Below are 13,223 nucleotides of genomic sequence, written 5' to 3' on the forward strand. Positions count from 1 at the left end.
GTCCACAGTGACCGACAACGCGACACGGCCTGAGCGGGAGCCGTGGCAGCCCGACCCACACCCCCTCGCCCTGCCCACACCTGCGGCCGTGGTGCCCGACCGGCAGGGCCGACGGATCGTGGCCTGGCTGGGCTGGCACGTGCTGGAACTGGCCGGTGTCGGGGTTCCGCTCGGGTTGGCGGTCACTGTGGACGGCTGGTTCGCCGTGCTGGCCCTCGCGGCCGGCGCGGGCTGGACCGGGCACGAGATCCAGCTTGCCCGCCGACACCGCGCCCTACGCCCCGGCACCGCGCACGCCCGAAAGTCGCTGACCAGCACCAACGCCCCTGATTCGACCGGAAAGGACGCGGAAACATGACGGACAACACGCCCCGGTCGGATGACCTGGCCGACGTGCACTACCTGCACACCCCCGAGGTGTCCCCGGCCGAGTCGGCCGGGGAACCGTTGGAAGGTGAACTGATCAGCGAAGAGGAGTACCAGCGCCTGACCAGCCAAAAGGCCCAGGCGCTGGCCCGGTATCAGGGCTACCGCAACGACATCACCCTCGCGGTGCGGGTCGCGCGGACCGCGGTAACCCATCCCCGCACCAAGACCACGAGCAAAGCCGTGGCCCGCAACGCGTGGTATCCCGTTGCCGGGGCCGGGATCGTGCTCAAACGGTGGCGTGACGGCCACAGCGGCAGCCGCTACGAGCGGCTGATGCGCGCGGCAGAGGCGGCCGGGGATCAGGAAGGCCTGCGCTACTGGCAAGAACAGGACGTGGCCGAGAAACAACGCCGCCATGATCGGGTGATGGACTGGGTGACCGCGCCGTGGAAGCTGGTCAAGGCCATGGGTGCCGCGGTGGTGTCGCTGATCGCGTTGCTGCTGGTCCTGGGCATCATCCTCGCGGTCGCCGACGACGACTTCAGGCGCGTGATCGACCCGATTGTGGGTGTGATGCAGGCGATTCGCTGGTCGGTGTGGTTCGCCACCGCCTACGGGCTGCTGATGATCCTGGGCGCCACCGGCGGTGTGCTGGCCTACCTGTGGCACCTGGGCCGCACCCACTCCGCCTGGGAGCCGAAGTGGATGGCCATGCCTGATCAGGCGGGGGACGTGATGGACGCCCTGCCCGATGAGGGCACCATCCTCAAAGCGTTGAAGCACCTGCGGATTCCAGGCTTCACCCAGGCGGTCAAGGAGGGCTGGCAGATCCGGTTCCGGATGCCGCCGACCATCGACGGCAAAGGCTGGCGGGCCCAGATCGACCTCCCGCCGGCCTGCCCGGTCGAAGAGATCGTCAAGCGGAAACCGTTGCTGGCACACAACTTGCTGCGGTTCCCGACCGAGGTGTGGCCGACCGAGCCACAGGCCGGCGTGCTGGATCTGTGGGTGGCCAAATCCGGTGCCCTGTCCGGCCCGGTCGATCCGTGGCCGCTGCTGGCCGACCTGGACAACGCCAGCTGCGACTACTTCACCGGCGTCCCGGTCGGGGTCACGATCAAGGGCGACGTGGTGCGCGGCCGGTTGTTCGAGGCCAACTATGTCGTCGGCGGCATGATGGGGTCCGGCAAGTCCACCCTGATCATCACGCTGCTTCTCGGTGCGATCCTGGACCCGTTGGTGGATGTCGACGTGGTCGTGATGGCCGAGAACGCCGACTACGAGGCGATGAAACCGCGGCTGCGGTCGCTAGTCACCGGCGCGGGAGACGACACGGTGGAGGCCTGCCTGGGCAGGCTGCATGAGCTCTACGACGAACTGACGGTCCGAGGGCAGGCATTGCGCGAGCATGACGCGCGTGCCGTCACCCGTGAACTGGCCGAACGTGACGAGCGGTTGCGGCCACGGGTGATGGTGATCGACGAATGCCAGAACCTGTTCATGGGTGAGCACGGCAAACCCGCGCTGGAAGTGGCCGTGAAAGTCATGTCCACAGCACGCAAGTACGCCATCACCCTGGTGTTCCTGACACCGGAGCCGTCGAAGGATGCCTTGCCGCGCAAGCTGATCACGGTGGCGACCAACAAGGCCTGTTTCGCCATCGGTGATCACCAGGGCAACGACTCCGTGCTGGGGTCCGGCTCCTACAAGGCCGGGATCTCCGCGGTCGGCCTGGAACCCAAGACCGATGAGAGCAACGGGGATGTCGGTACCTGCATGTGCCGGGGATTCATGGCCAAACCCGGTCTGCTGCGCAGCTTTTATGTGCCCCAGGCCGACGCGCACCGTGTCACCCAGCGCGCGCTGCAGCTGCGCGAGCACGCCCGGATCATCCACACCCCGCCCCGCGAGATCACCGCCGGAAACCGACGCGACCCGCTGGACGACCTGGCCGCCGTGCTGGGCGACCAGCGGCGGATGCGGACCCAGGAAGTGCTGCAGAAACTGGCCGAACGTGACCCGGCCGGCTACCGCGGTTGGACGTTCGAACGGCTGACCGCGTTCCTCGCGGAACACGACGCGACGCCGTACAAAACCGGCGGCCACATGCACGTCCGCGCCGACGACGTCCACGCTGCGATCACGCGTCGTGACGAGCTCGCGGCTCTCGCCGACCCGGGCGAGGGCCCGGAAATCTAGCCCGGCCGCCTGGGGAGGCGGGGAGTTCTCCCCAACCGTCTCCCCACACCCCGCCTCCCTCGCGCGAACAGCACAAACCTGGCTGCCGGGGACGCAGGGAGCCCTCTCACCAGGTCCGGCCTGACGACCGCTGGACGCGGTTTTCGCATGCCCGCGCGTCTCCCTCCCTGGGGATCACGCGCGGTGAATCACACCCATCCACGATCACCGAATGTGACCGACTTTGAGGGGACGTGACCGCTGATGTGCCGCCCCGGTGGGCGCCGCTGCCCAGGCGGGCACAGCGCCAGCCGCAAAGCCCAGGCCGCGCGGCAACAGTTGTGCCGTGCGCGCAAAGCCCTTGCCCGAGCCGAAGCCAGCAACGACCAGGCCGCGATCGACCGCGCCCGCGAACGAGTCGAGGACGCCCAGGACACCGTGACGGCGGAACGCATCATCGCCGGCGCCGACACACCCGACACGCCCAACCAAGCCGGGCTCTACCGCGCGGAACGCCAAGCAGTGTCCGGATACACCGGAGGGCTGTCCGCGTCGATCAACCGCTACATCCAAAACGGCTACCAGGTCGACGGTTACGGGGCCGACGACAAGGAGTACACGCGCGAGATGCGCCAGACCGCGCGGGCCCTAGAGCGTGCGATCAATCGGTCCACGGTGGACACGCCCACCACTGCCACCCGGGCCATCCATGCCGAGACCGCCGATCAGGTCTACGGCCCGGTCGGATCCATGGTCGGCCAGACCGTGACCGAAGCCCGGTGCACAAGCACCACCAAAGGCACGACCCCGCTGGAGGGATTCGGGGACGTGACCGTCCACTACGAGCTAGCGCCCGGCACGAAAGCACTGGACGTCAACGCCAGCGGCGTTGCCGCCAAACGAGACGAGAACGAACTCATACTCGGCCCGCACCAACCCTTCCACATGACATCCGACCGCATCGTCAACGGCCGCCGCGTGATCACGATGACCAACTCCAGCACTCCTGAACCGTTGCGCCCGGACAGCGCGCCACACCCCGGGGACGTGACACGACCCATGGAGCCAGACAACCCCACACCGGGACAGCAACCGGCGGTACCGGAGTTCCAGCAACGCTGGCAACAGTTGACGCAGCAAGCCCAGCGGAACGACACACGAGACCGCGCCCGGCGCCAAGCCGAGAACGCGGTCGCCCCGCAGAACTCCGCAACACCGGACACCGATCGAACTGCCTCACCCGAGAAGCCAGCATCGGCGCCGTACACACAGCGCGCTGGGGTCTGGGCGGAAACGGCCCGAAACGCGACGACCGAACACGAACGCCGTGTCGCACAGGCACACGCCGATGAATGGGCACGCATAGCAGACCAAGCAGACCAGCAGGCCCGGCAGCCGCAACCAAACCTCGGCTTCGCCGTCGGCAACAACACCAACGTCGTGACCGGCAACGCCCGCGTCGGCTCCCAGCACGACGTCCTCAACGCCACCGTCGCCATCACCCCTGCGGGCATCACCATCCAGCCCATAAACCCCGACCGGGCCCAGCAACGCGCGCAACGAGCCGCTGAGCGCGCACGACGCGCCAGCGAACGCGCGGAACAAGCCGCCACCCACGCCGACCACGACACTGGTGGCACACAGGCCGGGGCCACGCGCAACATCACCATCGGGAACGTGCAGATCCAAGTCGGCCAACACTTCGGGTCTGTCCACATCAACGGCCGCCCTGTCGACTGACCACGTACTCACCAGACAGCGAACCCCCAGGTGTGGCATCACAGGTCACACGGGGCTCTCGCGCGCAGGGCTGGCGGCGACCGTCCATCTGAGAGCAACGGTGCGGCGCCGCCGCCCTCCTTCCCCAAGCGACCCGCTCACGCGGCCGTATACCCCCGCGTGAGTGTTCACCCTGCCCTTGACCACCCCCCTTGTCAGGAAGTTGGTTCTGATGACCACTCCCGCCCTCACCCCGGCCGACCGCGCATGGCAGCCGGCCACCGCGATCCGCGATCACATGCGGCTGACCTTCCCCGGCGAAACCACGCCCGCTGCCGGGCTGGTGATCATCCCTGCGGTCAACGCTGCTGACTGCAGGTACACCGGCGGATGGTCCATCCTGCACACCGAATCCGGCTGGCACCTCGGTATCGCATCGGTCCCGTTGCCCTACGCCCGGGAAGCTGCCGAGCTTCTGTCCCAGCTGGACGCGGACTGGACCGAAACCGCCACACAACTACGCCGCCCCGGCCGGGGCCTTGCCTCTGCGGTCTGGGAGATCCGCGCCCGCGTACACCAGGCCTGGGAGGACGGGCAGCCGACCTGGTTCGCCCGCCACAGCTGGCAGCACACCCGGCCGGCGTGGATCGTGCGATCGGCGGAATGGACCGCCCCGGACTACCGGCTCGACAGCTGGCCCGAGTTGGTCGCCTGGCTCGACACCCACCACAACGACCCCCGGTACCGAGTCGGCGCCATCTGCCGACATCCGTTCGCGACCTGGCGGCTGGTGTGCGCCGCGCCGTTGTGTCACCACCACGCCGACACAACCGGGCAGCCCGCCGTCCTCAGCTTCGAGAACGACGACGGCGAGTCGTTCGAGATCCGCGAACCCGACCGCGGCGAGGCCGCCCGCTACGCCCGCTCGGTCAACTGGACCCGCCACAGCCTGCAGCACTGGACATGCCCCACCTGCAGCACCGAACACACCGCGAACCCGAACCCCGACCTGTGCCACTGCTAACCCCCCGCTCCATCCCACACCACAAGCACCCCGGTGTGGCACGGAGACCTGCGCGCCCGTGCCACACCGGAACCCACACCGCACCTATCTGCCACGTCCCCCTTGTTGTGGAGGCACACCATTGTGACCACAGTCGTTCTCGCCGCGCTGGGCCTTGCCCTTGCCTACGCCGGATCCTGCGTGCTCTACCCCTACCGCGCCTGCCGCACCTGCCGCGGCCGGGGACACCACGTCTCCAGTTTCCTGCGCGCCATCCGCCTGTGCGGCCGATGCGACGGCGACGGCCGCGAACTCCGCGCCGGCCGCCGCGCCTACGAGACCTGGCGGCGCTCCCGTCGACGTGGCCGCAACCGCTAGTGACCTGGACCGCGTGGACGGCAACCTGCCCGCACTCAAACCCCGAGCGAAAGGGGACGTGACACCCCATGACCACACCGACCCGCCCGCAGGGACGCAGGAACTATCAGGAGTTCCTTGCTTCCAAACTCGTCATGACACCTGCCGTTGGTCACGAAGTGTCTCCATCGGACGTGCACCCGATGCTGCACCCGTGGCAGGCCGAGATCGTCCGCTGGGCGGTCAAAGTAGGACGGTGCGCGCTATGGGAGGACACAGGCCTCGGGAAAACCGTGCAGCAGTTGGAGTGGGCGCGGCTATCGGCTGACCAGTCCCTGGTATGCGCGCCGCTGGCCGTGTGCCGGCAGACGGTCAGAGAGGCCGGAAAGCTCGGCATCGAGGCGAAGTACGTCCGCAGTCAGAAGGAGGTGACCGGTCCGGGCGTATGGATCACCAACTACGAAATGGCCGACCGATTCAACCCCGACGCGTTTGGCGCGGTCGTGCTGGACGAGTCCAGCGTCATCAAGGACGTCACCACCAAGACCCGCGATCGAATGATCATCCTGTTCGCGGGCGTCTCCCGCCGTCTGGCGTGCACCGCCACACCGGCACCCAACGATGTCACCGAGCTGGCCAACCACGCCGAATTCCTTGGCGTGGCAAGCCGCCGCGAGATGCTGGCCACCTACTTCGTGCACGACGCGGCCGGGTGGCGCGTGAAAGGCCACGCGCGGACTCCCCTGTTCGAGTGGATGGCCGGCTGGGCGCTTGCCCTGCGCCGCCCCTCGGATCTCGGCTACCCGGACGACGGCTACGCCCTGCCCGGCTTGCAGATCATTCCCGAGCTGGTCGACGTCGACATCCAGGTCGACGGTCAACTGTTCGCGACCGACCTGGGCGGTGTCGGTGGTCGCGCAAAGGTGCGCCGGGAAACCCTGACCGCCCGATGCCATCGCGCCGCTGAACTGGTTGAGGCGGAACCCGACGAGCCGTGGCTGCTGTGGGCCGGCCTCAACGACGAGGCCGAGCAGCTCGCGAAACTCACCGGCGCGGTCAACGTGCACGGCAGCATGGCGCCCGAACGGAAGGCCGAACTGCTGCTCGCGTTCGCCGACGGAGACATCCCGCGCCTGGTCACCAAACCCGGCATCGGCGCGTGGGGCCTGAACTGGCAGCACTGCGCCCGCATGGCCTTCGTCGGCCTGTCGGACTCCTATGAGCAGTACTACCAGGCGATCCGGCGTTGCTACCGCTACGGACAAACCCGCGTCGTGCACGCGCACATCGTGCTGTCCGCGCTGGAAAGCCAGATCGCCACCAACCTCCGGCGCAAGCAACACGACGCAGCCGCCACCACGGCCGCGCTCGTCACCGCGATGCGCACCCACAACCCGATCGGAGCCGCCGCGTGAGCACCGACTACCGCACCGACGACGCCACCGGACCAGCCTGGCGGCTCATGCTGGGCGATTCGTGCGAACGGCTCGCCGAGCTAGCGGCCGCGAGCATCGACCTGTCGGTGTGCTCACCACCGTTCGCCCAGCTGTACAACTACTCGCCCAGTGTCCGGGACCTGTCCAACTCCCGCAGCCGCACCGAGTTCTTCGAGCACTACGCCTTCATCATCCGCGAGCAACTTCGGCTCACCCGTCCCGGCCGGTTGTCGGTGGTGCATGTCCAGCAGATCACAATGCAGAAAGTGCTGCACGGCGTCATTGGCCTGTCGGACTTCCGCGGTGAAGTCATCGCCGCTCACCAGGCCGCCGGGTGGATCTTCCACGGCGAGGTCACCGTCGATAAAGACCCGCAGGCCCAAGCCATCCGCACGAAATCACAAAGCCTGCTGTTCGTCACCAAAGATCGCGACTCGTCACAGTTGCGGCCCGCGCTCGCGGACTATCTCCTGGTATTTCGCGCGCCCGGCGAGAACGCCGTACCGGTCAAGACCGATGTGACCAACGACGAGTGGATCGCGTGGGCCCGCCCGATCTGGCCTGGGCTGCCCGACGACGAGGCCGCCGCCGCGGCCGTCGACCTCGGGCTGCTGTATCCCACCGTGGCCTGGTACAGCATCCGCGAGACCAACACCCTCAACACCAAGGTAGCCAAGAAAGACGCCGACGAACGGCACATCTGCCCGCTGCAGCTCGACCTGATCGAACGCTGTGTCCGGCTGTGGTCCAACCCCGGCGAAACCGTCCTGACACCGTTCGCCGGCATCGGCTCCGAACTGTTCGTCGCGGTCAAGCACGGCCGCCGAGCAATCGGATGCGAACTCAAAGAGTCCTACTGGCAGACCGCGGTCGCCAACCTCCAGGCCCTGGACCACCAGATGTCCACACCCGACCTATTCGGCACTGAGGCCTGCGCGTGAATGCCACAACAGGTCACGTCCCCACACGGGCGACGAGGACAACCCCGACCCGCCAGCGATGACACGAATCCAGAAAGGACATTTTGATGAGTGAGATCACTCACGAGGCCACGCGTCGCTTCTGGAGCGGTACGTGGGACACGCTCTGCGGGCTGACGATTCCGGCAGACAGCGCCACCCGGTTGTGGCTGGCGTCGCGGGCTTCCTGCCCCCAGTGTCAAGCGGCACGCAAAGCGGGCAAGCGGCTCTGACCTCATACCCCGCGCCATGAGGAGAACCGCCGCCCATGGATACCAACAACACCGATCAGCAATTGCTGGATGCCGCGCTGGCTGCCGTCACACGCGGTTGGCACGTCTTCCCGATCCGGCCCGGTCTCAAGAAACCACCCGCACTGCACGGCCGGACGCATTGTCCCGCAACCGGGATCTGCCGCCACGGCCACCAAGGGTGGGAACAACGCGCGATGAACGACCCGGACCAAGTCCGCTGGTACTGGACCAGCGACCGGTACCGCAGCTGCAACATCGGCATCGCGGCCGGTCCTAGCCGGGTCGTGTTGGTGGACCTCGACATCCCCAAATCCGACGACGACGGCCCGCCGGATCACCTGCGTGCACAAGGGGTCCGTGACGGGCTGGACCACTTCGCTCTGATCTGCGCCGAATACGGCCAGCCGTTCCCCGGCGACACGCTCACCGCGCGCACCGCACGGGGCGGCTGGCATCTGTATTTCCGTGCCCCGGACAATGTCCGGCTGCCCAGTACCGAAGGCGACAAAGGCAACGGGCTGGGCTGGAAAATCGACACCCGCGCGTGGGGTGGCTACATCGTTGCCCCTGGCTCGATCACCCCCGACGGGATCTACCGGGTTGTCGACGACCTGCCGGAGACACCGCTTCGCGGGTGGTTGACGACGCGGCTGACGCCCAAACCTGTCGTGCACACCACAGCACCCCCGCCACACTCCTCCACCCGTCTCGGGGCGTACACGGCCGCCGCCGTGCGCGGTGAATGCGGCCGGGTCGAAACCGCACCGTCCGGCAGCCACAGCAAAACCCTGTACAGCGCGGCGGGCAACCTCGGTCAGCACGTCGGCGGCGGTGCACTGCCCTACACCGACGCTGAAACCAAGCTGTATCACGCCGCCCTGCACATGCTCACCGCCGACTGCACCTGCACCGACTACGAAATCCGCCGCACCATCACCAACGGCCTGCGCGCCGGCATGCAGCGTCCCCGCATCCCGAAAGCGGCAACGCCCGCATAGCAAGGGGACGTGACATTGCCGCACTGGAGGCACCGCGCGCCGGGGAACCCCCGGCCATCATCGCTCTTATTTGGACACCCGCCGGAAAGGAATATGCCCATGGCTGAACAGATCACATCAGGCCAGGCCCTGCTGGCCGAGAGCGACTACCTCAAAAGTGAGCAGCGGCAACGTATCCGGTACCGCGACAGCCTCACTTACACCACACTCGCCGCGATGGCCGCCGTGGTCGCCGCGGTGTTGCAGGCCCGCAACAACCAGCTCTGCCTGCTACTGCCCCCGGTGACCATCGTCCTGGGATGGAAGTACGCCGCCAACGACGACAAGATCACCGCGATCGGGAACTACATCAAGACCAACCTGGCGCCCCGTCTGGCCGCGATCGTCCACCAGCCAGTGTTCGTCTGGGAAATCCAGCACGGCCGATACACCCGCCGACGCGCCCGCAAGGCCATGCAGATCACCGCGGATCTCTTGGTGTTCTGCGTCGCACCCCTTGCCGCGTTGGTCACCGTGTGGGCGACGACGGTATGTCCGCCCGCGCTGTGGGTGGTGTCGATCCTGGAAACCATTCTGGTGGGCATCACGAGCGTCTTCGTGGCCGCGCACGCCAAACTCGCCCAGCCCACGCTGCTGCCGAAACTGACCTGACCCTGCCAGGTGGCCCCCGCCATCGGCCTTCATGCACGCCGCGACCTCAGCGGCACCAACTCGATCCCTTGTCAGAAAGAGGAAACCGCATGCACATCACCGTGTCCCGTGACGAATTCGCCGACGCGTCAGGATGGATCGCACGCAACCTGGAAACCCGGCCGACCCACCCGGTCGCGGGCGCCATCTGCCTGGACGCCACCCACACCGGGGAACAGGACGTGTTGCGCGCGTCCGGATTCACCCCCGACACCAGCACCCGCGCCGACATCCCCGCCACCCTCAACCAATCCGGCCGGGCGATGGTCTCCGGCACACTACTGGCAGCGGTCGCGAAAATGCTGCCCGACAAGCCGGTCGAGCTCACCACCGACGGCAGCATGCTGCACATCCGGTGTGGCAGCAGCCAATCCAGCCTGCCCCTGATGGACGCCGACATCTTCCCCGCACTGCCCGACATGCCCGAACTAATCGGCGAACTGCCCACCCACGAACTCGTCACCGGGCTGTCACACGTCGCCGGTGCGGCGGGCACCGACGACGCACTGCCGGTGTTCACCGGTATCTGTGTCGAGATCACCGACGGCCCGCTACGGCTGATTGCCAGCGACCGCTACCGCCTGGCGATGCGCGAACTGCCCTGGCAACCGGCCATCACCACGGCGACCGGCGGGGATGCGGTGCGGCTGCTGGTACCTGGCCGGGCCCTGCAGGAACTGGTCAAGGGCATGACCGGCAGCGACACCATCCGAATTGGCGCCACTGCGGACGGCACCGTGTTCGGCCTGAACACCGGGATCCGGCAGGCCACTACCCGCCTGATCGACGGCCAGTTCCCCGACTGTCGCAAGCTGATCCCCGACACCGCGAACGGGACCGTGGACGTCGCGGTCACGCCGCTGATCGAGGCGGTCAAGCGCGTGTCCGTGCTCGCCGACCGGGAACGCGACGCCGTCCAGTTCGAGTTCACCGACACCGGGCACCTCGACATCCGCACCGGCGACACCGCCCACGGCGGCGGCCGGGAATCCGTGCCGATCAAACTCACCGGCACCCCACTGGCCATCACCCTCATGGCCCACCGCGCCCTCGGAGCGCTCACCGCCATCTCCACACCCATCGCCCACATCGAACTCACTGAGCCGCACAAGGCAATGGTCGTGCGCGAACGACACGACACCCCCACCGCACCAACCACCGGGCAGGCCGCCGCCCACAGGCACGTGCAACTGGTCATGCCCCTGCGCCCGCCGGACCAACCCGGGACGAACGCCGCCTGATCCCCAAGGAGGTTGGGGCCATGGCTTGCGCCCACTCGTTTTTCTACGTCCTGGCCGGCATCGCGACGTGCCTGGACTGCGGACACCAATGGCACGTCTGACCACACCGCCACCACGCAACAAACCTGTTGGTGCGGCACCGCGCCGCGCACACCGTGCCGCACCAATACCCCTGCCAGCGAAGGGGACGTGACAGTCCGTCCGGCCACGTCGGACGTGACGCAGTCCGGCCCCTTTGGACAGCACGTGAGGGACGTGACATGCCGACTGAACCCATTCCCATCGGGTCGCTGTTCTCCGGACACGGCGGCCTGGATCACGCGGTCACCGAGGTCACTGGAAGATCGGTGGCCTGGCACTGCGAAAACGACCCCGCCGCGACGGCCGTGCTGGCACACCACCACCCGGACGTGCCCAACCTCGGGGACATTACCACGGTCGACTGGACCCGGGTGCCGCCCGTGAGCATCCTCACCGGCGGATTCCCCTGCACCGACATCTCATCGGCCGGCCGTCAAGCCGGACTCCGGCACGACACCCGATCAGGCCTGTGGTTCCACATGGCCCGCGCCATCTCCGCTCTCCAACCCCCGATTGTGGTGATCGAAAATGTCCGAAACCTTCTCTCCGCCAACGCCGATGGCAACGTGGAACCCTGCCCGTGGTGTGTGGGAAACCGCGCAGAGGACTGTGTGCGGGCACTGGGAACCGTTCTCGCGGACCTGGCCGACCTCGGGTATGACGCGGCATGGTGTGGCCTACGTGCTTCCGACGTGGGAGCCCCGCACGCCCGATTCCGAATCTTCATCGCTGCTGCCGACACCCACAGCCCGCGACCACAAAGGACCGAACCAACGCGCGGACGACACCTGCCTGCACGGCGCCCTGCTGCCGACCCCGACCACATCGGACCGGTTCGGGCCGGGACCACACGGCGACGGAGGACGGGACCTGCGCACAACGGTGCAGAATCTGCTGCCCACACCGACCGCCAGGCTGAGCGACACCAGAGGGACAGCAGACCCGCGCCGGCGGAAAGCCCTGAACCCGAAACGGACCGGCGAGTTGGACGAAGTGACCGTGCACCTGCTGCCGACCCGGAAAGCCAGCGATGGGACCAAAGGCGGGCCGAACATGCGGGGCAGCAAGGGCGACCTGGCGCTGCCGTCGGCAGTGATGGCGACGGTGGCACCCACGCCGTCGACTGGAACCGGTACGAGCCAGCCGTCCGGCGATGGGAGACCATCCTCGGACGGGCCGCGCCAACACCCACTGTGGCCGGACGACGCGGCGGACGACAGCTCAACCCCCGATTCGTCGAATGGATGATGGGCCTGGCACCCGGGCACGTCACCGACATCCCGGGCTTGTCGCGTAACGACATGCTCCGGCTACTCGGCAACGGAGTCGTACCCCGGCAGGGCGTCGCGGCACTGCAATGGCTGCTGCCACAACTCACCGGGGACGTGACGGTCTGCCAGCCGACCGACTCGAACGCAGCATGACCGGAGGATTCCGATCACCCCCTTTCACTGACCACAACACGGAGGCCACTCCATGTCGTACACCTTGCCCCACGATGAGTACTTCGACGCTGTGGACACTGCCCTGACCGCGAGCGGACTGGGCGCTTCCGACGGCTTCACCGAGAATTCGGACGGGGTCCGCCTGGACGCCGTGATGTCCTGGAAGCCCCATGACCAGCCGTCGCTGAACACGAGTGAGTGGCCGTATGGCGTCATCGCCTGCTGGTCACAGGTTGACGGGTGGCAGTACGCGGCGTTGAGGAGCAACGGTTTCAACGAACAGCCCGCAGAGCTGGTTCGTGAGTTCATTCCTTCGCCGGAATGCCTCGTGATTGCCGTCCGCATGTTGCTCCACAGCCCCGAGAGTCTGCCGATCGACGGCAGGGCCTGGGACGGCAAAGCGCGCCTTGAGAGGGACTTGGCCGCATGGGACGACGAATAGGTCACGTTGCCGCCAGGCCTCACTGTCCGCTGACAACACGCCGAAAGGCAG

Annotated in this window: 13 protein-coding genes and 1 pseudogene; all 14 read left to right on the top strand. The window is 67.4% G+C overall.

From position 1 onward, the window contains the following. The first annotated feature begins 7 nt into the window (after positions 1-7). The 14 genes and pseudogenes from JOF56_RS54145 (at position 8) to JOF56_RS54205 (ending at position 13,172) form a co-directional block, all read left to right on the top strand. A complete protein-coding gene (locus JOF56_RS54145; protein ID WP_209647228.1) occupies positions 8-358 on the top strand; it encodes a hypothetical protein in 351 nt (116 codons plus the stop codon). Next, positions 355-2,568 (top strand): zonular occludens toxin domain-containing protein, encoded by a 2,214-nt coding sequence (locus tag JOF56_RS54150; RefSeq protein ID WP_209647235.1) that lies wholly within the window; start codon positions 355-357, stop codon positions 2,566-2,568. The genes JOF56_RS54145 and JOF56_RS54150 overlap by 4 nt, the downstream gene beginning before the upstream one ends. Before the next feature lie 243 nt (positions 2,569-2,811). Further along, on the top strand, positions 2,812-4,287 hold the full coding sequence (locus JOF56_RS54155) for a hypothetical protein (RefSeq protein ID WP_209647236.1): 1,476 nt from the start codon (positions 2,812-2,814) through the stop codon (positions 4,285-4,287). 211 nt (positions 4,288-4,498) lie between these two features. Beyond that, complete coding sequence (locus tag JOF56_RS54160; RefSeq protein WP_209647238.1) at positions 4,499-5,290, top strand: hypothetical protein; 792 nt, start codon at positions 4,499-4,501, stop codon at positions 5,288-5,290. Between the two features lie 123 nt (positions 5,291-5,413). Further along, on the top strand, positions 5,414-5,647 hold the full coding sequence (locus JOF56_RS54165; RefSeq protein WP_307855701.1) for a hypothetical protein: 234 nt from the start codon (positions 5,414-5,416) through the stop codon (positions 5,645-5,647). A 68-nt stretch (positions 5,648-5,715) separates the two neighbouring features. After that, complete coding sequence (locus JOF56_RS54170; RefSeq protein ID WP_209647240.1) at positions 5,716-7,041, top strand: helicase-related protein; 1,326 nt, start codon at positions 5,716-5,718, stop codon at positions 7,039-7,041. Beyond that, positions 7,038-8,003, top strand: a complete 966-nt coding sequence (locus tag JOF56_RS54175) for a DNA-methyltransferase (protein WP_209647242.1) — start codon at positions 7,038-7,040, stop codon at positions 8,001-8,003. The genes JOF56_RS54170 and JOF56_RS54175 overlap by 4 nt, the downstream gene beginning before the upstream one ends. Before the next feature lie 86 nt (positions 8,004-8,089). Further along, complete coding sequence (locus JOF56_RS54180) at positions 8,090-8,254, top strand: hypothetical protein (RefSeq protein WP_209647244.1); 165 nt, start codon at positions 8,090-8,092, stop codon at positions 8,252-8,254. A gap of 35 nt (positions 8,255-8,289) precedes the next feature. Then, complete coding sequence (locus JOF56_RS54185; protein ID WP_209647245.1) at positions 8,290-9,273, top strand: bifunctional DNA primase/polymerase; 984 nt, start codon at positions 8,290-8,292, stop codon at positions 9,271-9,273. A gap of 99 nt (positions 9,274-9,372) precedes the next feature. Then, entirely contained in the window at positions 9,373-9,924 is a 552-nt protein-coding gene (locus JOF56_RS54190; protein WP_209647247.1) for a hypothetical protein, read from the top strand. 89 nt (positions 9,925-10,013) lie between these two features. Beyond that, positions 10,014-11,204, top strand: a complete 1,191-nt coding sequence (dnaN, locus tag JOF56_RS54195; RefSeq protein WP_209647248.1) for a DNA polymerase III subunit beta — start codon at positions 10,014-10,016, stop codon at positions 11,202-11,204. Between the two features lie 260 nt (positions 11,205-11,464). Then, positions 11,465-12,013 (top strand): annotated as a pseudogene (locus JOF56_RS61070) (DNA cytosine methyltransferase); the annotation flags it as partial. Between the two features lie 516 nt (positions 12,014-12,529). Continuing rightward, the gene (locus tag JOF56_RS59270) at positions 12,530-12,709 is read left to right on the top strand and encodes a hypothetical protein (protein WP_245378797.1); all 180 of its coding nucleotides are present in this window, start codon (positions 12,530-12,532) and stop codon (positions 12,707-12,709) included. 52 nt (positions 12,710-12,761) lie between these two features. Next, positions 12,762-13,172 carry a hypothetical protein gene (locus JOF56_RS54205; protein ID WP_209647250.1) on the top strand — a complete coding sequence of 137 codons (411 nt, stop codon included), beginning with the start codon at positions 12,762-12,764 and terminating at the stop codon, positions 13,170-13,172. The last annotated feature ends 51 nt before the right edge of the window (positions 13,173-13,223 follow it).

Source organism: Kibdelosporangium banguiense, from assembly GCF_017876405.1.
GTDB lineage: Bacteria > Actinomycetota > Actinomycetes > Mycobacteriales > Pseudonocardiaceae > Kibdelosporangium > Kibdelosporangium banguiense.